Origin of the sequence: Gordonia sp. PS3 (genome assembly GCF_041950545.1) — a bacterium.
GTDB lineage: Bacteria > Actinomycetota > Actinomycetes > Mycobacteriales > Mycobacteriaceae > Gordonia > Gordonia sihwensis.
In genome coordinates this window covers 243,328-265,704 of the sequence record NZ_CP169524.1, presented here as the reverse complement: position 1 = coordinate 265,704, position 22,377 = coordinate 243,328, and the positions used below count along the sequence as shown (strand labels likewise).

Annotated in this window: 16 protein-coding genes; 11 read left to right on the top strand and 5 right to left on the bottom strand. The window is 69.6% G+C overall.

Annotated elements, in window-relative coordinates; translation table 11 throughout:
* Positions 1 to 19: 19 nt before the first annotated feature.
* The 6 genes from ACE11G_RS01215 to gluQRS all read left to right on the top strand — a co-directional run bounded on the left by ACE11G_RS01215 (position 20) and on the right by gluQRS (position 9,827).
* Positions 20 to 3,535 (top strand): indolepyruvate ferredoxin oxidoreductase family protein, encoded by a 3,516-nt coding sequence (locus ACE11G_RS01215; protein WP_375003397.1) that lies wholly within the window; start codon positions 20 to 22, stop codon positions 3,533 to 3,535.
* Between the two features lie 35 nt (positions 3,536 to 3,570).
* On the top strand, positions 3,571 to 4,668 hold the full coding sequence (locus ACE11G_RS01210) for a Glu/Leu/Phe/Val dehydrogenase (RefSeq protein WP_375003395.1): 1,098 nt from the start codon (positions 3,571 to 3,573) through the stop codon (positions 4,666 to 4,668).
* A 58-nt stretch (positions 4,669 to 4,726) separates the two neighbouring features.
* A complete protein-coding gene (locus ACE11G_RS01205; RefSeq protein ID WP_375003393.1) occupies positions 4,727 to 6,697 on the top strand; it encodes an alkaline phosphatase family protein in 1,971 nt (656 codons plus the stop codon).
* Positions 6,698 to 6,796: 99 nt separating this feature from the next.
* Positions 6,797 to 7,420, top strand: coding sequence for a PadR family transcriptional regulator (locus tag ACE11G_RS01200; protein ID WP_375003391.1), 624 nt, complete (start codon positions 6,797 to 6,799; stop codon positions 7,418 to 7,420).
* Entirely contained in the window at positions 7,417 to 8,919 is a 1,503-nt protein-coding gene (locus ACE11G_RS01195; RefSeq protein WP_375003389.1) for a DHA2 family efflux MFS transporter permease subunit, read from the top strand. The genes ACE11G_RS01200 and ACE11G_RS01195 overlap by 4 nt, the downstream gene beginning before the upstream one ends.
* Positions 8,920 to 8,921: 2 nt before the next feature.
* On the top strand, positions 8,922 to 9,827 hold the full coding sequence (gene gluQRS / locus ACE11G_RS01190) for a tRNA glutamyl-Q(34) synthetase GluQRS (RefSeq protein ID WP_006897426.1): 906 nt from the start codon (positions 8,922 to 8,924) through the stop codon (positions 9,825 to 9,827).
* 95 nt (positions 9,828 to 9,922) lie between these two features.
* On the opposite strand, the gene ACE11G_RS01185 is transcribed toward gluQRS, so the two are convergent.
* The 4 genes from ACE11G_RS01185 to ACE11G_RS01170 all read right to left on the bottom strand — a co-directional run bounded on the left by ACE11G_RS01185 (position 9,923) and on the right by ACE11G_RS01170 (position 14,182).
* Positions 9,923 to 11,755, bottom strand: a complete 1,833-nt coding sequence (locus ACE11G_RS01185) for a phosphoenolpyruvate carboxykinase (GTP) (RefSeq protein ID WP_006897427.1) — start codon at positions 11,753 to 11,755, stop codon at positions 9,923 to 9,925.
* A gap of 119 nt (positions 11,756 to 11,874) precedes the next feature.
* Entirely contained in the window at positions 11,875 to 12,258 is a 384-nt protein-coding gene (locus tag ACE11G_RS01180; protein WP_231650293.1) for a DUF6802 family protein, read from the bottom strand.
* A gap of 8 nt (positions 12,259 to 12,266) precedes the next feature.
* On the bottom strand, positions 12,267 to 13,409 hold the full coding sequence (locus ACE11G_RS01175) for a hypothetical protein (protein WP_062367291.1): 1,143 nt from the start codon (positions 13,407 to 13,409) through the stop codon (positions 12,267 to 12,269).
* Positions 13,406 to 14,182, bottom strand: a complete 777-nt coding sequence (locus ACE11G_RS01170) for a hypothetical protein (protein WP_375003385.1) — start codon at positions 14,180 to 14,182, stop codon at positions 13,406 to 13,408. Before ACE11G_RS01170 ends, ACE11G_RS01175 begins: the two co-directional genes overlap by 4 nt.
* Before the next feature lie 148 nt (positions 14,183 to 14,330).
* Here ACE11G_RS01170 and trmB point away from each other — a divergent pair, with 148 nt between their 5' ends.
* The 5 genes from trmB to ACE11G_RS01145 all read left to right on the top strand — a co-directional run bounded on the left by trmB (position 14,331) and on the right by ACE11G_RS01145 (position 20,635).
* Positions 14,331 to 15,119: a tRNA (guanosine(46)-N7)-methyltransferase TrmB gene (trmB, locus tag ACE11G_RS01165; protein WP_062367287.1), complete on the top strand. Its 789-nt coding sequence runs from the start codon at positions 14,331 to 14,333 to the stop codon at positions 15,117 to 15,119.
* Positions 15,116 to 15,769: an NYN domain-containing protein gene (locus ACE11G_RS01160; RefSeq protein ID WP_045540559.1), complete on the top strand. Its 654-nt coding sequence runs from the start codon at positions 15,116 to 15,118 to the stop codon at positions 15,767 to 15,769. The genes trmB and ACE11G_RS01160 overlap by 4 nt, the downstream gene beginning before the upstream one ends.
* Before the next feature lie 95 nt (positions 15,770 to 15,864).
* Positions 15,865 to 18,975: an MMPL family transporter gene (locus ACE11G_RS01155; RefSeq protein WP_375003382.1), complete on the top strand. Its 3,111-nt coding sequence runs from the start codon at positions 15,865 to 15,867 to the stop codon at positions 18,973 to 18,975.
* Positions 18,976 to 19,008: 33 nt separating this feature from the next.
* Positions 19,009 to 20,187 carry a YbhN family protein gene (locus tag ACE11G_RS01150; RefSeq protein WP_006896817.1) on the top strand — a complete coding sequence of 393 codons (1,179 nt, stop codon included), beginning with the start codon at positions 19,009 to 19,011 and terminating at the stop codon, positions 20,185 to 20,187.
* Positions 20,188 to 20,221: 34 nt separating this feature from the next.
* Positions 20,222 to 20,635, top strand: a complete 414-nt coding sequence (locus tag ACE11G_RS01145) for a DUF3054 domain-containing protein (protein WP_006896818.1) — start codon at positions 20,222 to 20,224, stop codon at positions 20,633 to 20,635.
* Here ACE11G_RS01145 and ACE11G_RS01140 read toward each other — a convergent pair.
* On the bottom strand, positions 20,622 to 22,253 hold the full coding sequence (locus ACE11G_RS01140; RefSeq protein WP_045540028.1) for an NTF2-like N-terminal transpeptidase domain-containing protein: 1,632 nt from the start codon (positions 22,251 to 22,253) through the stop codon (positions 20,622 to 20,624). The genes ACE11G_RS01145 and ACE11G_RS01140 overlap by 14 nt on opposite strands.
* Positions 22,254 to 22,377 lie beyond the last annotated feature (124 nt).

Genomic DNA, 22,377 nt, shown 5'->3' with positions numbered 1-22,377 from the left:
CGACAGATTGGTGGCCCATATGACCTCCGTCGCCGAACCGCAGGCACCGACGTTCGATCTGGCAGACAAGTACCGCCCCAATTCGGGACCGGTCCTGCTGACGGGCGTCCAGGCCGTGGCACGCATGCTGATCGAGAACCACGAACGCGAGCGCCGCGCCGGCCGCGACGTGGCCGCCTTCGTCTCCGGCTATCAGGGCAGCCCGCTGGCCGCGGTCGACAAGGTCTTCGGCGAGGTACCCGATCTCGCCGGGCACGGAATCCGGTTCGTCCCCGGCCTGAACGAAGAACTCGGCGCGACCGCCGTCTGGGGCAGCCAGCAGGAGCTGCCGAAGGGCAAGCGGACCCACGACGGCGTGGTCGGCGTCTGGTTCGGCAAGGGCCCCGGTCTCGACCGCGCGAGTGACGCCTTCCGCCACGCCGCGATGTACGGCGCGCACCCGAAGGGCGGCGCCCTGGCGATGGTCGGCGACGACCCGGCCGCCAAATCGTCCACCGTGCCGGCCGCCAGTGAACGTTCCCTGGCCGCGCTCTCGATGCCGGTCCTGTTCCCGCGCAACGCCGAGGAGATCATCTCGTTCGGCATGTTCGGCATCGAACTCTCGCGTGCCTCCGGCTGCTGGCCTGCGATGAAGCTCGTCGCCGATGTGTGCGACGGCCTGTGGACCCTGAACCGCGACTTCGCGGACCTGCACATCGAGGTTCCCGACCTGGAGTGGGAGGGCCGCCCGTGGACGTACCGCCAGCGCGTCATGGCGGCGCCGCCCGACAGCGTCCTGGCCGAGGCCGACCTGTACGGCCCGCGCTGGGCGATGGTCGAGAAGATGACCACCGCGAACGACATCGACCGCATCGAGGTCGATCCGCCGCACGCCTGGCTCGGCATCGTCGCCGTCGGCACCGCGTACGACTCCGTCCGCGAGGCACTCGGCGAACTCGGACTCACCGAGGACGACCTCCTCCACGCCGGCATCCGCATCCTGCGCGTGGGCATGCCCTACCCGCTCGGCTCGGAGAAGGTGCGTCGTCTGGCCGACGGCGTCGAGAGCGTTCTCGTGATCGAGGACAAGACCTCGTTCGTCGAGTCCCAGGTGATCGACATCCTCTACGGCCGAGCCGACGCGCCCCGGATCCTCGGCAAGCGCGACGCCGACCGCCGGCCGCTGGTGCCCGCCGACGGCGAGCTCACCGCCGCCCGTCTGCTCGCGCCGCTGCGCCGGGTGCTCGACGGGCGCGTCACGATCACCGTGCCGAAGCCGGCACCGCCGAAGCTGACTCTCCTCGACACCAAGCGCACGGCCTACTTCTGCTCGGGCTGCCCGCACAACCGCTCCACCGCGGTGCCCGACGGCTCCCTCGCGGGTGGCGGCATCGGCTGCCACACCCTCGTCACCATGAGTTCGCGTACCGACTCCCAGGTCACCGGCCTCACGCAGATGGGCGGCGAAGGCGCACAGTGGATCGGCCAAGCGCCGTACACCGACGTCGAGCACATCTTCCAGAACGTCGGCGACGGCACGTACTTCCACTCCGGCCAGCTCGCGGTCCAGGCGTGTGTGGCCGCCGGGGTCAACATCACGTACAAGATCCTGTTCAACGCGGCCGTCGCGATGACCGGCGCGCAGGACGCCGAGGGCGGTCTCACCGTCGGACAGCTGACGCACAAGCTGCGTGCCGAGGGCATCGCCAAGATCATCGTGTGCGCGGAGGATCCGTCTCGCCACCCGAAGGGCTCGCTCGCCGCGGGCACGCTCCTGTGGGACCGCGACCGGCTCGACGAGGCCCAGCGACTGCTGCGCGAGGTCAAGGGCGTCACCGTCCTGATCTACGACCAGCAGTGCGCGGCCGAGGCGCGCCGCAAGCGCAAGCGCGGGACCCTGCCGACGCGTCGCACCCGCGTCATCATCAACGAGGCGGTCTGCGAGGGCTGCGGCGACTGCGGCGTGAAGTCGAACTGCCTGTCGGTGCAGCCGGTGGACACCGAGTTCGGCCGCAAGACCCGGATCGACCAGACCAGCTGCAACACCGACTACAGCTGCCTCGACGGCGACTGCCCGTCGTTCGTCACCGTCGAACTGCCCGAGGACGGCGCGGGGGCGAAGGCGCCGAGCAAGCCGGCGCCGGTGCCGCCGGCGGTCGCCGACCCCGAGGTCGACACCCTGCGCGGCACGCACAACATCTTCCTCGCGGGTATCGGCGGCACCGGCATCGTGACCGTCAACCAGGTGCTCGGCACCGCCGCCCTGCGCGCCGGGCTCCACGTGGAGGGCCTGGACCAGACCGGCCTGAGTCAGAAGGCCGGTCCGGTCACCTCGCACCTGCGGCTCAGTGACGACACCGCGTCCAACGGAACGGCCCGGACGACTGCCGGCGCGGGATCGAACCGGATCAGCCCGGCCTCGGCCGACTGCGTCCTGGCGTTCGATCTGCTCACCGCCGCCGACGCGAAGCACGTGGGCGTCGGCGACGCCGAGCGCACCCTGACGGTGGCCTCCACCAGCGCGGTCGCGACCGGTGAGATGGTCTACGACCGCAACGTCGCCTACCCCGAGGACGACACGCTGCTGCGCCGCGTCTCCGACCACGCGCGACGAGTGGTCTCGTTCGACGCGCTGAGCGCGGCCGAGGCGATCTTCGGCCACACCGCGGCGGCGAACTTCCTGCTGGTGGGCGCCGCCTACCAGGCGGGTGCCCTGCCGATCCCGGCCGCCTCGATCGAAGAGGCGATCGCGGTCAACGGCGTCGCGGTGAAGGCCAATCAGACGGCCTTCCGCTGGGGCCGGGTGGCCGTCGCCGATCCGGAGGCGTTCGCCGCGGCCACCGCGGCCGCCGAGGTGGTCTCGCGCAGCGACACCGTGGTGCCCACGCATCTGTTCACCCGCACCACGCTCACCGGGACCGTCCTCGAACTGGTTCAGCGGCGCGCGGCGCAGCTGATGGCGCATTCCGGAGAGCGGGCCGCCGCTCGGTACGTCCGGGATGTGGAGCTGGTGTGGCAGCGTGAGCGGGCGGTCACCGACAGCACCGAGCTGTCGGCCGCCGTCGCCGAGAACCTGCATCGCCTGACCGCCTACAAGGACGAGTACGAGGTGGCGCGCATGCTCACCGACCAGGCGTTCATCGACTCGGTCGCCGCCGAGATCCCCGGTGCCACCGGCCTCACCTACAAGCTGCATCCGCCGGTGCTGCGCGCCATGGGCCGCGAGAAGAAGATCGGTCTCGGTCCGCGCTCGCACGTCGCGCTCCGCGTGCTCGCCAAGGGCAAGTTCCTGCGCGGCACCAAGCTCGACCCGTTCGGCTACGCCGAGGTGCGCAAGATCGAGCGCCGCCTGCTCGCGCACTACCGCGATCTGGTGACCGACTTGGTCGCCGGCCTCACCGCCGCTCAGTTCGACGAGCAGCGGTACGCGGCCGCCGTCGACGTGGCCCGCGCCCCCGAACTGGTGGTCGGCTACGAGGACGTCAAGCTCCGCAACATCGACCGCTACCGCGCGCGTCTCGCCGAACTCGGCGTCGACACCACCCCCATCCGCTGAAAACCGACCGTCTCAACCGCCCCGGAGGAACCACCATGACCACTGCGCACTCATCGTCGGAAGCCACTCGCGTCCTCGCCCAGACCAGCGTCTTCTCGCACCCGGACATGTCGATCGATCCCCCGCACGAGCAAGTGGTGTTCTGCCGCGACGCCGAGACCGGACTGCGCGCGATCATCGCGGTGCACAACACCGCCCTCGGGCCGGCGCTCGGCGGAACGCGCATGTATCCCTACGCCGCGGAAGCCGATGCGGTCGGCGACGTGTTGCGGCTCTCGCGCGGAATGACCTTCAAATCGGCCGCGGCCGGACTCGACCTGGGTGGCGGGAAGGCGGTCATCATCGGCGACCCCGCGGTGCACAAGTCGCCGGATCTGCTCCGCGCCTACGGCCGGTTCGTCGACACCCTCGGCGGGCGCTACATCACCGCCGGCGATGTCGGCACCACCTCCGACGACATGGACCTGATCGGCGAGGGCACCTCGTATGTGGCGTCGAAGACCGTCGCGGGCGGCGGTTGGGGCGACACCGCGCCGATGACGGCTCTCGGAGTCTTCTACTCACTGCTGGCGGCCGCCGAACGCGTGTGGGGTTCGGCTGATCTCACCGGCCGAACGGTCGGCGTGGAGGGCGTCGGCAAGGTCGGCGTCCAGCTGGCCGAACTGCTGACAGGTGCCGGAGCGACCGTGTTGGCGGCCGATCCGTACGCTCCCGCCCGCGAGGCCTTCGCCGCCCGCTTCCCGCAGGCGCGCATCGTCGACGACGTCCGTTCGGCGCAGCTCGACGTGTACGCGCCGTGCGCGATGGGCGGCACCGTCACCGAGACGCTCGCAGGCGAGACCGCCGCGGCGATCATCTGCGGCGCGGCGAACAACCAGCTGACCAGCCCGTCGGTTGAGCAGGTTCTCGGCGCACGCGGCGTCACCTGGGTTCCCGACTACATCGCCAACGCGGGCGGCGTGATCCAGGCCTTCGGCGAGCAGCAGAACTGGACCCGCGACCGCGCCCAGGAGAAGGTGGAGGCGCTGCACGACCGTGCGGGCCACGTCCTGGACACCGCGGCATCGAAGAAGATCACCTGCGGCGACGCCGCCCGGCTGATCGTCGCCGAACGGCTGTCGCAGGCACGGTAGTGCCGTGCTCCCGTAACGGGAGCCGGGAGGAGACGCCGGGCGATACACTTGCGCACTCATGGCGACTCCTCCCGAACGGATCTCCGAGTACTCCCGCAGGCACTTCCTGGGCCTGACCGCGAGCGCGGCCGGAATCGCAAGCGCCGCAACGCTTCTTCCTCCTTCGTTGGTGTCGGCAGCGGCACAGGACCGGCCTGCGGGATCGCTCGAGGATGTCGAGCACATCGTCGTCCTGATGCAGGAGAACCGTTCCTTCGACCATTATTTCGGGACGATGCGCGGGGTCCGCGGCTTCGCCGACAATTCGGCGAAGCCGGGGGTCTTCCTGCAGAGCGGCGTCCACCCGTTCCTCGCCCGCGAGGCCGCCAATCGCGGCTCCCTGTCGGTGGAGTACCTCGCATCTCTGCCTCACGAGTGGGCCGACGGACAGCAGGCCCTGGCCGGCGGGCGGTGCGACGGCTGGGTCGCGGCGAAGGGCAAGGCCACGATGGCCTGCTACGACCGCCGCGACATCCCGTTCCACCACGCGCTGGCCGAGACGTTCACCGTGTGCGACGGCTACTTCGCATCGTCGCCGACCGGGACCGGCACCAACCGCAACTACCTGTTCTCCGGCACCAGCGGATTCGAACCGTGGGGCGCGAGGTCGGTGGGCAACGAGATGTACGCACCCGTCCATCCCGGTCTCACCTGGGAGACGTACGCCGAGTCGCTGCACCGCGAGGGCGTCGACTGGCGCGTGTACCAGGAATGGGACAACTTCACCGACAACAACCTCGACTTCTTCGCGCACTTCCGAGGCATTGGACGCGACGCCGTCGCGCGCGCCGGACAACCCGGAGTGGATCTCACCGGCTTCTACACTCTGCTGATCGAGACCGGGACCAAGGACGCGCACGGCAACGTGGTCCCGTCGGCGGATCAACGCTCCCGGGCACGGGCGGTGCATCGGGCCGCCCGCGGCCTCGGCGAACAGGCCGCAGAGCTCTACGATCGCGCGCTGTATCGCAGCGAACCGGGCACTCTGGTCCCGCGCTTCCGCCGGGACGTCGAGAGCGGGCGACTCCCGGCGGTGTCGTGGATCGTCACCTCCGAGGCCGACTCCGAACACCCCCGCAGTTCATCGCCGGTCCAATCGGCGGGCATCACCTACCGACTGCTCGACGCGCTGGCGTCGAACCCGGAGGTATGGCGCAAGACGGTGGTGCTGCTCAACTACGACGAGTTCGACGGCTACTTCGATCACGTGGTTCCGCCGCTGCCGCCGGTCGGGGAGGCCGACGAGTGGTGGGAGGGAAAGCCGATGGGGCTCGGATTCCGGGTGCCGATGACCATCGTGTCCCCGTGGACCGTGGGCGGCCGGGTCTGCTCCGAGGTCTTCGACCACACGTCGGTGATCCGGCTCATGGAGGCGGTCACCGGCGTGCGCTGCCCCAACATCTCCGCGTGGCGCCGCGCGGTGTGCGGAGATCTGGTGTCGACCTTCGATTTCGGCCGTACCGACGGACTGCGCGTTCCGGCACAGCCCGCACCGCCGCCACCTTTCCGTCGCCGCTGGACGGCTCGGCCGGGCGGCGCCGCTCCGACGCAGGAGACTGGAACCGCCACGGCGCTGCCCACGCCGTACCGGCTGTCCGCGAACGTGGTCGACGGTGTCCTGGAACTGGTGAACACGGGCCGTCGCGCCGCCGTCTTCGGCGTCTTCGCAGACGGCGACGCCGCTCATCACACGGTGCTCGGACGCCGCCGGGTCCCTCTTCCTCAGCGCGCGCGACGGGTCGTCGTCACCGGTCCCGACCGCTTCCTGCGCGATCTGTCCCTCCGCCCGGGAGGATCGTCGGCGCAGGTGATGCCCGACCACGACCGCGGGCGCGTGTCGGTCGACGGGCGTGACGTCACCGCAACGCGCGTGCACGGCAGCTGGTACGAGGTGACCGTGGTCGGCCCCGAGGGGAGGCAGTACTTCACCGGCCGCCTCGAGAGCGGAGCCGTCACCCGTACGAGTCCCCTGCGCCGCCCACCCGGCTAGTCGAACCGTCGAGACAGCCTCCACCGCCCACACCATCCGATTGACCGAGACCACCCAGCGTCATATAGTCCACATGGACTAATTGATCTGGAGCATTCGATGTCGGCTGAACAACCGCGGCTCACGCCGCTCGGTGTGATGGTCCTCGCGCTGCTGCGCGAGGGCGCCATGCACCCGTACGAGATGGTCCGCCTGCTCAGGCAACGGCGCGACGACCGCATGGTGTCGATCACGAACGGCACGCTGTACCACACCGTGGACCGACTCAATCAACAAGAACTCCTGGTCGAAGTCGGAGTGGACCGCGAGGGCAACCGCCCCGAGCGGACCACGTACCGACTCACCGACGCCGGGCGCGACGCGGTCACCGAGTGGGTTCGCCGAGAGTTGCCCCGGAGCGACCGCACGGCGCAATTCCGGGTCGCTCTCGCCGAGGCCCACAACCTCGACCGCGACGAGGTGATCACTCTCCTGACGCTGCGGCGCGAGGGGCTCGCCGCCGATCTCGAGGTCCACCGCCGAGGCCTGAGCGATGCCACCGGCCGCGGTGTGCAATCGCAGTTCCTCATCGAAGTGGATCGTCAGGCCGATCTGATCGAGACCGATCTCCGCTGGACCGACCGCCTGCTCCAACGCCTCGCCGATCCCGACTACGCGTGGGGCGTCGACTCCGCGACATCACCGACACCCGTGCTCCGCACCGACTCGAAGGACTCGAAATGACAGTCTCGTCCGGCACCGCCGACTCGCAGCGGAGCCCGTGGCCCGCACTGTGGGCACTGGTGATCGGCTTCTTCATGGTCCTCGTCGACACGACCATCGTGTCGGTCGCGAATCCGGCCATCAAAGAGGCGCTCGACCCCGACACCGACAATCTCGACAACGTCGTCTGGGTCACCAGCGCCTACCTGCTCGCCTACGCCGTGCCGCTGCTGATCACCGGGCGGATGGGCGACCGCTTCGGTCCCCGCAATCTCTACCTCATCGGCATCACCGTCTTCACCCTGTCGTCACTGGGCTGCGGTCTGTCGAACTCCCTGGCCATGCTCGTCGCGTTCCGCGCCGTCCAGGGTCTCGGCGCCGCGATGATCACCCCGCAGACCATGGCCGTGATCACCAGGACGTTCCCGGCGCATCAGCGCGGCGCGGCGATGGGTCTGTGGGGTTCGGTGGCGGGTGTGGCGATGCTGGTCGGCCCGCTGGCCGGCGGTCTGCTGGTCGATCACGCCGGTTGGGAGTGGATCTTCATCATCAACGTCCCGGTGGGCGTCATCGGCTTCGCCGCGGCGTGGCGCTTGGTTCCCCGCCTCGAGACCCACCAGCACCGGTTCGACGTCGTCGGCGTGACGATCAGCACGATCGGTCTCTTCCTCATCGTCTTCGGTCTCCAGGAGGGCGAGAAGTACGACTGGGCCGCCTGGGTGTGGACGATGGTGATCGGCGGTGTGGCGATCATGGCGCTGTTCCTCTGGCAGCAATCCCGCACCGCGAGCGAACCGCTGGTTCCGCTGGCACTGTTCCGCGACCGGAACTTCTCCATCTCCAACCTCGGCATCGCCGTCGTCGGCTTCGCGGTCACGAGTATGACGCTCCCGATGATGTTCTACGTCCAGGTGGCACGCGGACTGAGCCCCACGAAGTCGGCGCTGCTGCTGATTCCGATGGCCGTCCTCGCCGGGGTGCTCGCCCCGCTCGCCGGCAAGCTCCTCGACCGGACCGATCCCCGATTCCTGCTGGTACCCGGCCTCGGCCTCTACAGCGTCTCGCTGTTCTGGTATGCGTCGATGATGAACGCGGACACCGCCATTCCGATGTTCCTGCTGCCCGCCGCGCTGATGGGCATCGCCAACGCCGGCATGTGGGGACCGCTGGCGACCACCGCCACCCGCAATCTCCCGCCGCGGCAGGCCGGCGCCGGAGCCGGCATCTACAACACCACTCGACAGATCGGGTCGGTGATCGGGTCGGCCGCCATCGCCGCCGGCATGCAGTCCCGGCTGGAGGCCAACGTGCCCGGCGCGGGCGACAGCGGCTCGGTGGGCGTCGGGCAACTGCCGGACTTCCTGGTGGCGCCGTTCTCCACCGCCATGGCGCAGTCGATGCTGCTGCCCGCATCGATCCTGATAGTCGGCGTGGTCGCGGCGCTCTTCCTGGTCCGGCCGGAGAGCACGAGGCCGGGGTACCGGGCGGAGACGACGGCGGCGGTCGACACTACCGTGTAGACATGCTGCCGCCGAGCCCCGCGGGCCGCTTCGCACCGTCGCCGTCGGGCGATCTGCACATCGGAAACCTGCGCACCGCGGTCCTGGCATGGTTGTTCGCCCATGCCACGGGCCGCGGTTTCGCGATCCGGATGGAAGACCTCGACCGCGTCCGACCGGGATCGGACGTCCGGCAGCTGCGGGATCTCGCGGCGCTCGGCCTCAGCTGGGACGAGCCTGTCGTCTACCAGTCACAGCGGCTCGAGGAGTACCGCGCCGTGGTCGACGAATTGGTGGCCGCCGGACGCACGTTCGAGTGCTACTGCACTCGCCGGGAGATCCTCGAAGCGCCGAGCGCACCGCACGCGCCGCAGGGCGCTTACCCCGGAACGTGCCGCGACCTCAGCGAGGCGCAGCGCGCGCAACGACGGTCGGAGCGGCCCGCCGCGATCCGCCTGCGCGCCGAGGTCTCGTCGTTCACCGTCCATGACCTGCTGTACGGCGAGTTCACCGGCGACGTCGACGACTTCGTCCTGGTCCGGAACGACGGAACCCCGGCGTACAACCTGGCGGTGGTGGTCGACGACGCGGCCACGGGTGTCGACCAGGTGGTCCGCGGCGACGATCTGCTCAGCTCCGCACCCCGGCAGGCCTTCCTCGCGACTCTGCTCGGTCACCGCCCGCCCGAATACGCCCACGTGCCGATGGTCCTCAACCGCTCCGGTGCCCGCCTCGCGAAGCGCGACGGCGCCGTCACCCTGACCGATCTCGCCGGCCACGGGGTGGACGCGGCATCGGCGCTGTCGATGATGGCGGAGTCGCTGGGACTGGCCGCCGCCGGTGAACCGGTCACGTTGAGCGTTCTGGCGGAGCGATTCGACCCGTCCACGCTGGTTCGCACACCCTGGGTGTTCGTCCCGCCGGAGTGAACGGCGGTCCCGGCCGCGTTTCCCGGGGCCGACCGCTGCGACGAGAGGCCCGACCGGGCGAACCGGTCGGGCCTCTCGTCAGCGGACTCTGAGCGTCAGCCCAGGCGATCGCGCAGGTGCTTGAGCTGGTCGGCGAGCTCGGCGGGGAGCTTGTCCTTGCCGTCCTCGACGAACTCGAACCACTCCTCGATGGTCGGCAGTTCGTCGCGCCATTCGTCGGCGTTCACCGCGAGTGCCTCGGCGAGATCGGCCTCGGAGACGTCCAGTCCGGTGAGATCGAGCTCGCCCGGCGCCGCGACGATGCCGATCGGGGTCTCGACGCCCTCGACGTTGCCCTCGATGCGATCGACCATCCACTTCAGGACGCGGCTGTTCTCGCCGAAGCCCGGCCACAGGAAGCGGCCGTCCTCGCCGCGGCGGAACCAGTTGACGTAGAACACCGCGGGGAGCTGCGCGCCCTCCTTGCGGCCGATGTTCAGCCAGTGCTTGAAGTAGTCACCGACGTGGTAGCCGAGGAACGGCAGCATCGCCATCGGATCGCGGCGGACGGTGCCCACCTTGCCCTCGGCCGCGGCGGTCTGCTCGGAACCGACGGTCGCGCCCATGAAGACCGCGTGCTCCCAGTCGCGGGCCTGGGTGACCAGCGGCACGGTGGTCTTCCGGCGACCGCCGAAGAGGATCGCCGAGATCGGCACGCCCTGCGGATCGTCCCACTCGGGAGCCAGCGTCGGGCACTGCGACATCGGGGTGCAGTAGCGCGAGTTCGGGTGGGCGGCGTTGGTCCCGGACTCGGGGGTCCAGTCGTTGCCCTTCCAGTCGATCAGGTGCGCCGGGGTCTCGCCGCCGATGCCCTCCCACCACACGTCGCCGTCGTCGGTGCGCGCGACGTTGGTGTAGATCGTGTTGCCTGCCTCGACGGTCTTCATCGCCGTCGGGTTCGAATCGTAGCTGGTGCCCGGTGCGACGCCGAAGAAGCCGAACTCCGGATTCACCGCGTACAGCCGGCCGTCCTCGCCGAAGCGCATCCAGGCGATGTCGTCGCCCACGGTCTCCGCACGCCATCCGTCGAGAGTGGGGTGGATCATCGCGAGGTTGGTCTTGCCGCACGCCGACGGGAACGCCGCGGCGACGTAGTAGACCTTGTCCTCGGGGCTGATCAGCTTCAGGATCAGCATGTGCTCGGCCAGCCAGCCCTCGTCGTGCGCCATCGCCGAGGCGATGCGCAGCGCGTAGCACTTCTTGCCCAGCAGCGCGTTGCCGCCGTAGCCCGAGCCGTAGGACCAGATCACCCGGTCCTCGGGGAAGTGGACGATGTACTTCTCGGTGTTGCAGGGCCACGGCACGTCGGTCTGTCCCGGCTCCAGCGGGGCGCCCACCGAGTGCAGGCCCTGGACGAAGAAGCCGTCCTCACCGAGCGCCTCGAGCACCTTGGGGCCGACGCGGGTCATCACGCGCATCGACAGCACGACGTATTCGGAGTCGGTGATCTCGATGCCGAGCTTGGGATCGTCCGATCCGAGGGGACCCATGCAGAACGGGATGACGTACATGGTGCGTCCGCGCATGCAGCCGCGGTACAGCTCCGTCATGGTCGCACGCATCTCGGAGGGCTCCACCCAGTTGTTGGTGGGGCCTGCGGCTTCTTCGGTCTTGCTGCAGATGAAGGTGCGAGATTCGACGCGGGCGACGTCCGCGGGGTCCGAGAGCGCCAGGTACGAGTTGGGCTTGCGCTCGTCGTTCAGCTTGGTGATGGTGCCGGACTCGACGAGTTGCGCAGTGAGGCGATCCCACTCCTCGTCGCTGCCATCCGACCAGACAACTCGGTCGGGCTGCGTCAATTCGGCAACCTCGGCCACCCAGGCGATGAGCCCGGCGTGCTTGGTAGGGGCGCTCCCGGGCTCGACGCCCGGAATTGTCGCAGCGGTCATGCGGATCTCCTCATCGAAAACTCACGGGTGCCTGCGCGCAGTGGCTGTGCGAACGCATACTGGCCCCAGGATACGCCCCATACGCCGTGGACCGAACCCCCGGGCATCGCGACCAGCGGCTATTCGAGTCGGCCCAGCGTCGTCGGACTCCACTCGGCGTCATGCTCGCCCAACGCCCCCGCGTCGACTCGGCAATCTGTTCGCAGAACGGACACCCGGTCCACTCGCCCGTCCCCGTCGGTATCGGCGACGATCGCCGGGGAACCATCGACCTCGCAGGTCAGCGAGTCACGGACACCGTCTCCGTTCGCATCGAACTCCGCGGGCCCGAGGTCCCACAGGGCACCGTCCGAGTACCACCACAGGTGGTCGTGAACATCGACACCCGGCGAGTTCTCAGCGTCGGACATCACACCGAAGCCGGACAGGTGGTGCACCCCTCCCTCCGGGGAGATGAGACCATCCTCACTGTCTCCGGCGAGTCCTCCGGTCAATTCGTCCATCGGTTCCATCAGACGCGAGCGGGTCGCGTCCGGTTCCATACCTCTCTCGTGAACTGAGCTTCGGCCGCGCCGGCCCTGGTGCCGATGCGGTGTTCCATGCCGAGCCGCCTCGACGCGATCACCTCAGCGGCCCACCGTTCCAGCCGCGCGCGATCGGCGGATGCGCGGCGGACGGACACCACCCATGCGGCGAGCGCGACGCCGCCCAGGAGGGTGAGCACGGTCCCGGCGATGCCCAGTCCGGCCCACTGCAGGGTCGGCGCGATCACCATCCGGCCGATTCCGAAACCCATCGATGCGCCGAGGAGCAGCACCATGACGTCCTCGGTGCGGCGACCGCCCTGCGGTCGAGGCACGACCCGCGTGCCGTTCCCGAACGGCTCGGGCGGAGACGGCGGAGACGAGCCGCCGGCCAGTCCGCCGACGGCCGCTGCCCGTACCTGATCGAGCCGCTGCGCGAAGTGGTCCATCACCCGGTGTTCGAGCGCGTCGAGCAACGACGGCAGCCAGTCGGTGAAACCGGGAGCGGCGCTGGCGTCCGGCACGCAGCGATGCACATCGGACGTCGCGGCCCGCAACGATTCGATCGCCTCCGCCCTGGAGGCGACGATGCCCGCTCGCAGTCCGGCGAGCCGATCGGCACGGATCAGCGCGACCGACTCCGAGGGCGGCTGCGCCCTCTGTCCGCTCTCGGCCTGTCCGTTCTCGGCCCGCGCGGGAGCCCGGGGAACGGCTTCACCGTCGGCCCGATCGCGGCACCAGCGTGCCAGTTCCGGGACACCCGACGCGGAACCGGACGCGCTCGCGAGCGCCGCGGAGGTCGCGAACACCGGAAGTCCGCGCTGCGGATCCAGGCGGCGCCGCGTCTCGGCCAGCGCTTTCGGCCATGCCGGGAAGGCGTCGACGCGACATGCCACGAGTGCCGTCGGCAGGCCCGCCGCGGCGAGTTCGGCCAGCAGCAGGTCTTCTTCTTCGCACGCCGGCATCGACGAGTCGATCGCCAGCACGGCCGTCCGCGCCCGCGCGGCCTGCGACGCGGCGTCGGCGGGGCTGCCCGCGACGAGGATCTCCTCCCGCAGCCCGGCGGCCGCCAGTGCAGCGGCGAGTCCCGCCGGATCGGCTCCGGCGGTTCCGGCGATCAGCAGAGTCATCGGACCCGCTCCCCCGCCAGACGCCGTTCGACCGCGACGCGGTCGAAGCCGCGGGCCGCATGCAGGCGCAGCCCCGAGAGTCTGCGCACCCGGCGACCGCGCGCGATCTCCGCGGAAGCGGCGGCGATCGGCGCGACCAGCGCGTCCAGACCGCTCGCCTGCCGCAGCCGCACCGCCAGCGCCTGCGCGTCCAGGTCGGGGTCGGTCGATACGGCGGCCAGCGACTCCACGAGACCGGCGCGACCGAGCAATGCGAGGAGCCGCGCTGCGGAGCCCTGGTCGGGCGCGGCTGCGGCGAACGCTGCAGCGGACTCGGGAACGCGGACCCCGGCGGCCGCCCACGACCGTAGGACGTCCACGTCAGCTGAAGTGATCCGCGCCGCGGCCGGCAGTGCGGACACCGGATGCACCGGACAGGCGAGATCCTCGCTCGCGTTCGCGGCGAGGCGGTCGGCGTCGGGCCGGGTGTCGGCCTTCGCGGCGACGACGACCACCAGCACCTCCGCTGCCCGGATCGCGGCGCGATCACAGGCCCGCGCCTGTGCGCCGATGACCCGGATCAGCAGATCCGCGGGGTCGTCGAGGCGCCGGTCGTGATCCGGACCGTCTCCCCGGTCCTGACCGACCGGTCTGGCGACCACTCCGAAGCGCGCGGCGAGCGCGGCGGCCATCGTCGAACTGCCCGCGCCGGGCGCCCCGGAGACGTCGACCACCAATGGTGTGCGTGCGAAGTCCGGCCCGTCGAATGCGAGGCCGCTGAGAATGGGTTCCACCCCGTCCACCTCCCCCAAGGTGTCTGCGTGCACTGAACCTACCCCGCAGGTCCGACATTGTGCGGCGGTCGCCGGAATCGGGCGGTCCGAGGCGGCTGATCGGGGTGTCCGTTGTGAGCGAGCACCGTAAATAGGACACCATGGAACGGTGAACACCGACGCCGCCGATGGATCGGCGCCCGACACCGACCGCTCCCGCCTCTACCCGAGAGTCACCAGCTTCCGGTTCCGGCGCGGGACTCTGACCCCCGGACAGCAGCGCAATTGGGAGACTCTGTGGCCCCGGCTGGGTCGCGACCTGCGCACCGGACCCGACCGCGCGGACGAGCCACCGCTCGAGGCGGCGGAGTGGTTCGGACGGCAGGCTCCCCTCATCGTCGAGGTCGGCAGCGGCACGGGCATCTCCACCGCGGCGATGGCCGAGGCCGAGCCGGACGCCGACGTCGTGGCCGTGGAGGTGTACCAGCCCGGGCTCGCGCAGTTGGTCGGCCTCGTCGACCGAGCCGGACTGACCAACGTCCGCATGGTCCGCGGCGATGCGACCGTCGTCCTCTCCGAGCTCATCGGTCCCGACACCCTCACCGGCGTCCGCGTGTTCTTCCCCGACCCGTGGCCCAAGTCGCGCCATCACAAGCGGCGTTTCCTGCAGTCGGGCACCATCGAACTGATCGCCGATCGACTCAAGCCCGGCGGCGTCCTGCACATCGCGACCGATCACGCCGATTACGCGCTGTGGATCGCCGAACTGCTGGCGACGCAGCGTCCGGACCGGCCGCATGTGGTGCCGCTGACCTTCGACTCGCCGATTCTGCTCGACCGCCCGACCACCAAGTTCGAGGGCCGCGCCCAGGAGGAGGGCCGAGAGGTCAACGAGTTCGTCTACGTGAAGCCGCATCCCAAACCCACGCGCACGGAGACCAGGGAGGACGACGCATGAGCCCCGAGTTCGCGGAGACGATCTCCGGCGCGAGCAGTGCTCGCCGACTGCTGCTGGTGTGGGACGCCCCGAATATGGACATGGGTCTCGGAGGAATCCTCGGCGGCCGCCCGACCGCCGCGCACCGGCCGCGGTTCGACGCCCTGGGCCGCTGGATTCTCAAGCGGAACGCCGCTCTGGCGGCGAGTCTGCACGCCGAGGTCGAGCCCGAAGCCACCGTCTTCACCAACATCGTGCCCGGCAGCGCCGACGTGGTGCGCCCGTGGGTGGAGGCGCTGCGGAACGTCGGTTACGCGGTGTTCGCCAAGCCGAAGCTGACCGAGGACAGCGACGTCGACGCCGACATGCTCGACCACATCCAGGTGCGACGTCATACACCCGGCCTCGCCGGTGTGATCGTCGCCTCAGCCGACGGCCAGGCCTTCCGGGAACCGCTGCTGGAGATCGCGGCCGAAGGCGTGCCGGTCACCGTCATCGGTTTCCGGGAGCATGCGAGCTGGGCGTTGACCTGCCAAGAGATCGAGTTCATCGATCTCGAGGAGATCCCCGGCGTGTTCCGCGAACCGCTGCCGCGGATCAGTCTCGACTCGCTGCCGGACGAGGGTGCCTGGCTCACCCCGTTCCGTCCCCTCACGGCGTTGCTCAAGTAGACAGGTCTTCAGAGACCTGAAGCCGTGCGCAGGTTTTCTCAGTTTAGGCTGCGAGAATCGCACTTTCGGTACCCGCAAGTAGGAAGGACACCGGCGTGTTCGGATCCATCGGCTCATTCGTCTACCGAATGCGCTATACCGTCATCGCCGTCCTCGTCGCATTGATGGGCGGTCTGGGGCTGTACGGCATCAACCTGCCGCAGTACCTGTCCCAGAGCGGATGGTTCGACCCGGGCTCGGAGTCGGCCCAGGGATCCGTCATCGCCGACACCGCCCTCGGGCGAGACCACAAGTCCGACGTGATCCTGCTGATCACGCCGCCTGCGGGGACCAAGGTCGACGATCCGGCGTTCAGCGCCAAGACCGAGAACATCGTCGACGACCTGGTCAAGGAGCATCCGGACATCGTCAGCCGGGAGTCCGGCGACGGGCACGCTGGCATCATCGATCCGTTCGAGAAGGCCGACGCGGGCGCCGGTCAGACCGCTGCCGAGATCAAGCAGTCCCGGATGTGGACGGCCGACCGAAAACACGGTTTCGTGTCCATCGGCGTCGCGGGTGACAACGACACCACGATCCTGAACAACTACAAGACCATCGAGCCGTTCTTCGACGGGCTCGCCGACCGGTACGACCTACCGGGAACCAAGTTTCAGTTGGCCGGTCTGCAACCGATCGCGGCCGCGATGAGCAAGGGTATGGAAGACGACATCTCGCGTGCCGAGCTGATCGCGCTACCGGTGGTGGCGATCATGCTCCTGTTCGTCTTCGGCGGCGTGGTGGCGGCCGTGCTGCCGGTCTTCATCGGTGGTCTGACGATCGCCGGCTCCCTCGGCATCATGAAGGTGCTGGCGCAGCTCACCGAGTTGAACATCTTCGCCCAGTCGGTGGTCACGCTGATCGGTCTGGGCATCGCGATCGACTACGGCCTGTTCATCGTCAGCAGATTCAGAGAGGAACTGGCCGAGGGATACACGGTCAAAGCCGCGGTCCGAAGAACCGTGATGACCGCGGGCCAGACCGTGGTGTTCTCGGCGACCATCATCGTCGCCGCGCTGGCCTGTCTCCTGATGTTCCCGCAGGCCTTCCTGAAATCCGTGGCGTACGGGGCGATCGCGTCGGTCGGTCTGGCCGCCATCCTGTCGATCACCGTCCTCCCGGCGATCCTGGCGATCCTGGGCCGCCGGATCGACGCGCTGAGCCTGCCCTTCCTGCGTCGGACCAAGACGCGCGAAGAGATCGAGGCCGGATTCTGGGGCCGCCTGTCCGGATGGGTGATGCAGCACCCGGTCAAGACCGCGGCACCCACGGTCCTGCTGCTGCTGGCGCTGATCATCCCGTTCGGCAACATCCAGTTCGGCGGCATGACCGAGGCCTATCTCCCGCCCGACAACGCGAACCGCGTCGCGCAGGAGGACTTCGACAAGTACTTCCCGACCGAGCGCACCGAAGACCTCAAGCTGATCGTCACCTACGACCAGAACACCGACGACGCGGCGGGCAAGATTCAGCGGATCGCCGACGAGGCCAACCAGATCCCCGGGTTCACCAAGCAGTTCTCGCCCACGGCCGACGGCGGAGCCCTCGAAGGCGTGTACGGCGACGACGAGACCGGGCTCGGCGTGACGCAGATGTCGGCCGGTCTGGTGGACCGCAACACCGCACCCGAGGCGATCAAGAAGCTCCGCGAGATCGACGACCAGGGCATGACCGTCTACGTCGCCGGCACCCCGACCCTGACCCAGGACTCCATCGACGCGCTGATCAAGCTGCTCCCGTGGATGGCCATCCTGCTGGTCCTGGTCACCGGCCTGCTGATGTTCCTGGCGTTCGGTTCGGTCATCCTGCCGATCAAGGCGGCACTGATGACCGCGCTGGGTCTGGGCTCCACGCTCGGGATCCTGACGTGGATCTTCATCGACGGTCACGGCTCGTCGATCGCGAACTTCACTCCCGGCCCGCTCTTCGCGCCGGTGCTGGTTCTGATCATCGCGATCATCTACGGCCTGTCGACCGACTACGAGATCTTCCTGCTCTCCCGCATGGTCGAGGCCCGGCAGCAGGGTGCGTCGACCACCGAGGCGATCCGGGTGGGCACCGCGCACACCGGCCGCATCATCACCGCGGCCGCGGCCATCCTGGTGGTGGTCACCGGCGCGTTCGGCCTGTCGGACATCGTCATGATGAAGTACATCGCCTACGGCATGATCGCAGCGCTGATCCTCGACGCGACGGTGATCCGCATGCTGCTGGTGCCGTCGATCATGAAGTTGCTCGGCGACGACTGCTGGTGGTCGCCGCGCTGGATGCAACGACTGCAGCAGAAGATCGGCCTCGGCGAGACCATCCTCGAGGACGACCCGAGCCAGAAGCGCCCCGACTACTTCGACGCGGTGCCGGCGGGCACCTCGGGCGGTGTCGTGGCCGCGGCGGAGGCACCGACCACCGCGATGCGGGTACCGTCCGGAGTGGCCGAACGTCCGGTGGCCGGACGGGCCGAGCCGACGGGGCCCCGCCGCGCGCTCTCGCGGCACGAGACGCCGGGTGAGTCCGACAGCGGACCCCAGCCCACCGCCGACAGCACGCTCGACGAACTCGTCGACGACGAGGTGGTCGCGCCGTCCGCCGCGCGCACCGACCGCCGCGGCTCCGGCCCCGACACCGGCTCGTGGAAGCTCGGACTCGGCGGCGTCCGCCAGGTGAGCCCGGATCAGCGCCCACGACCGCAGGCAGCCCCGTCGGCACGACCGCAGACCGCACCGCCTGCACCGCAGCCGCGTCCGGTGCGGACGCCGATCGCACCGACGACGGGCGGTGCGACGCCCGCTGCACGGCCACAGGGACCCGCTCCCACCGCCCCGGCGACCGCGCGCCGCCCGATCGGTGCACCGCCGGTACCGCCGCGCCGGGTTCCGCCGCGCCCGGTGGTACCGGGTCAGAGCGGCCCGCAGCCCGTGGCTCCTCGCCCGGCGACCGACCAGCCGCAGGCTCCCGCGCCGCGCCGCGCCCGGGCCACTCCCCCGGCACCGACACCGCCCCCGCGCCCGACCGCACCGGCAACGGAGGCCCCGGCCCGTGAGCCCGCGGCACCCGAGCCGCAGGCCCCTTCGCGCGAGCTCCGCGCCGACCGCGGCGAGGAGGGAACCCAGATCAGCGTGCAGGATCTGCTGCGCCGGAGCCGTCGGGCACAGCAGGACGGGGAATAGGTCCCTCGCTACCGGGCAGTTACGCTGTAGCGCATGCCCAACGACGACGCCGACCACGTCGCCGCGGACCCGACGCCCGAGGGCGGGTCCTCGCGACCGTGGCGCCGTTGGCTCCGATGGGGTTTGATCGTCCTCGTCGTCGCCATTCTGGTCACCGAGGGCGTGATCGTCTGGCCCAAGCTCACACAGACCTGGGCGCGCATCGGCGAGCTCCGGTGGCAGTGGGTCTTCGTCTCCATCGTGGCTGCTCTGCTGTCGATGGACAGCTACGGCCAGGTGCAGCGCGTCCTGATGCGTTCGGCAGGCGTCCGGGTCCGGCAGCGCGAATCACTGGCGGTGATCCTGGCCTCGAACTCGGTGTCCCAGACCCTGCCCGGCGGACAGGTCCTCGCTCCGGCGTTCATCTACCGCGAGAGCCGGCGCTGGGGCGCGACACCGGTGGTCGCCTCCTGGCAGCTGGTGATGTCCGGGCTGCTGGCGGGCGCCGGACTGGCGCTGCTCGGTCTCGGCGGAGCCCTGCTCGCCGGCGCCAAGACCAGTCCGTTCTCCGTGATCTTCAGCGTCTCACTGTTCGTCGTGTTCGTGGCGGTCGTGCAGTACATGGCCAGTCATCCCCAGGTGCTCGAGACCATCGCCGCCCGGCTGCTCGGCTGGTTCAACGAGCTGCGCGACAAGCCCGCCGACTACGGGACAGACCGACTCCACCAGATCATCACCCAGCTGCAGGCGGTGAAGCTCGACCGGCGCAACGCCGTCGAGGCGTTCAGCTGGAGCCTGTTCAACTGGGTCGCTGACGTTCTCTGTCTCGCCGCCGCCTGCTATGCGATCGGCGCGCATCCCTCGATCTCGGGTCTGATGGTCGCCTATGCCGCGGGCAAGGCGGTCGGCACCGCGGTTCCGCTGCTGCCCGCCGGCATCGGCGTCGTCGACGGCGTCCTGGTCGCGGCCCTCGCCTCCGCGGGCATGGGCGCCGCGGATGCGCTCACCGCCGTCCTGATCTACCGCATCATCAGCTACATCCTGATCGCACTGATCGGTTGGGTCGTCATCGCGGTGCGGTACCGGGGTGCGTTCAAGTCCCGGCGCAGTCTGGACGACGAGATCGCCGAAGACACGACGCAGAAGTATCCGGTCATCGACCCCGGACAGCTGGATCGACGGTCCGACGACGGTCGCGATCCCGGTGCCGGCGAGACGCCGAACACAGGGTAGGGAAGGCCGGCCGGTCCGGGGATACGGTGGGGACATGACCGCACCCGTATCCGTCGCGCCGGTTCAGCGACGTCTCGTCCTCCCCGCCGTCGCCGACTTCGCGGCGATCTGCGTGTTCGTCGCCGTCGGCCGCAGCAGCCACGATGAGGCCGGCTCGTTCACCGGATTTCTGACGACCCTGTGGCCGTTCCTCGTCGGAGCGATCGCCGGCTGGGCGATCGCCGCCGCGACCACCCGGGGCCGAGACCTCGCGCCCGCCGCACTCTGGCCCGCCGGCGTCGCGGTCTGGGTCTCGACCGTCGTCGTCGGGATGCTGCTGCGCGTGGTCTCCGGGCAGGGCACGGCCCTCTCGTTCTGCATCGTCGCCACCATCGCGACCGGTGTCCTGCTGCTGGGCTGGCGCGCCGTCGCCGGTCTGGTGACGCGGCGCCGCGTCACTTCAGCGTGAAGTACTTCTGCGCCACCTGAAGGGCCGCGGTACCGGACTTGTCGCCCTCGCAGTAGATGACGATGATCTTGCCGCCCTGAGAGCCGACGAACCAACCGGGTCCCTGTGGCCCGTTGGTGCCGACCAGCGCCTTGAGCCCGGGAGCACGGGTCAGATCACTGGCGTCGCCGGTCTTCGCCGTGGTCGTCATGGACGCCTGGATCCGCCGGACCACGCCGTCGTCGAGTTTGCCCAACTGGCCCCCGGTGACCTTGGTCTTCGACCCCTTGATGACGAACGGCGGAGCCGCGGTCCGGTCACCGCCGGCTCGTTCCAGGGCGACTCCCAGGGCCGCCATGTTGATCATCGACGCCGTGTAATCCTTCGGGTGGTACGCGGCGGCGGACACCTTGGGCGCGGTGCCGCTCGGCAGGCTCATTCCCGGAACCGTGAACTGCAGGCCCAACCCGAGTGAGTGCAGCACCGACTCCGCGCTGTGCTGATCGGCGCCCTTGCCCTCCGCGGCGATCGCGTCGAACACCGGGTCGAGGGTGCTGCCGACGGGATAGGCGATGCCCGCCTCGATGTTCTTGGCGGCCGCGGCGTCGTTCTGCGCCATCCCGCGGATCGCTCCGGTGGCGGCGTCGAGGGTCATGATCGTCGCCGGCTGCGCCACCTCGACGGCGGCGTCGCCCAGGGTGAGCTGTTCGTTCGGGTCGATCGTCGTCACGATGTCCGGGCCCGCCCCGCCCTGATGCCCGGCGAGTTTCTGCGGCGGCGCCCCGGGCGCCACGAGCTGCACCTGCCAGCCGGCGGTGGCGTCGCGGATCGCGTTCCAGTAGTTCGTCAGACCGGCGCTCAGAGGGGTCGACAGCCGGCGGTCGGTCATCACGAGCATGCCCGACTTGTTGACGTTGACTCCCGCGATCCGAGCCGGATCGGAAGTGAGAATCTGCATGTCGGAGTCGCGCAGCGTCACCGCGACCACCTGCCGTCCCTGGGAAGCGGCGAGCTTGTCGTCGATCGATTTCACCGTCACCATCGGGGCCACCGGAGCCACCGCGTTCGCCAGCGCTCGCACCGACTTGTCGAGATCCTTGGTCGCGGCCGGGTCGATGGTGATCTCGTTGACCGGCTCCATCTGCATGAACGGCTTGCCCGACGCGCTGCGCACCACCGGCGCCGGAGTGGCGTCGGTGCGGACCTCCTGCAGTCGGCCGTCCGGGGTGAGGCCGGTGTACAGCAGCCCCGGATCCCACTGGACCTTCCAGCCGGAGGAGAGCCGGCGTGCCGACCCCGAGGTCTTGGTCTGGAAACTCCGGTCGCCCGCCCAGTTCCACGTGATGGTCAGGGTGAACGAGGCGCTGCCGTCGCTGTACTCCACGAGCCGCCCGGTGTCGACGGACACCTCACGCGGATGCATTCCCGCGAACGTGACGCCGAGCAGCTCGGCCGCCTGACTCGGCGACGTCGTCAGGTCGGCCGCTCCCTGCGTGTCCTGCCTGCTGATCGCGTCCGCGAATGCCGAGACCGCACGCGAAGCATCCGAATCGTCGTCGGAAGAGCACGAGACCATGGCGAGAACCACGGCCAGCGCAGCGACGACAGCGAACACCGCTCTTCCAACCCGCGAAACCATAGTCCCAATTATCACTTCATTCCCACCCGTTTCTCTGGCCACAAGCTCGCATTCCGGGAACTATGTGGTCACAATCGCACAACGCGCCGCTCACGGCATCCGTTCCGGGCGACGGAGGACAATG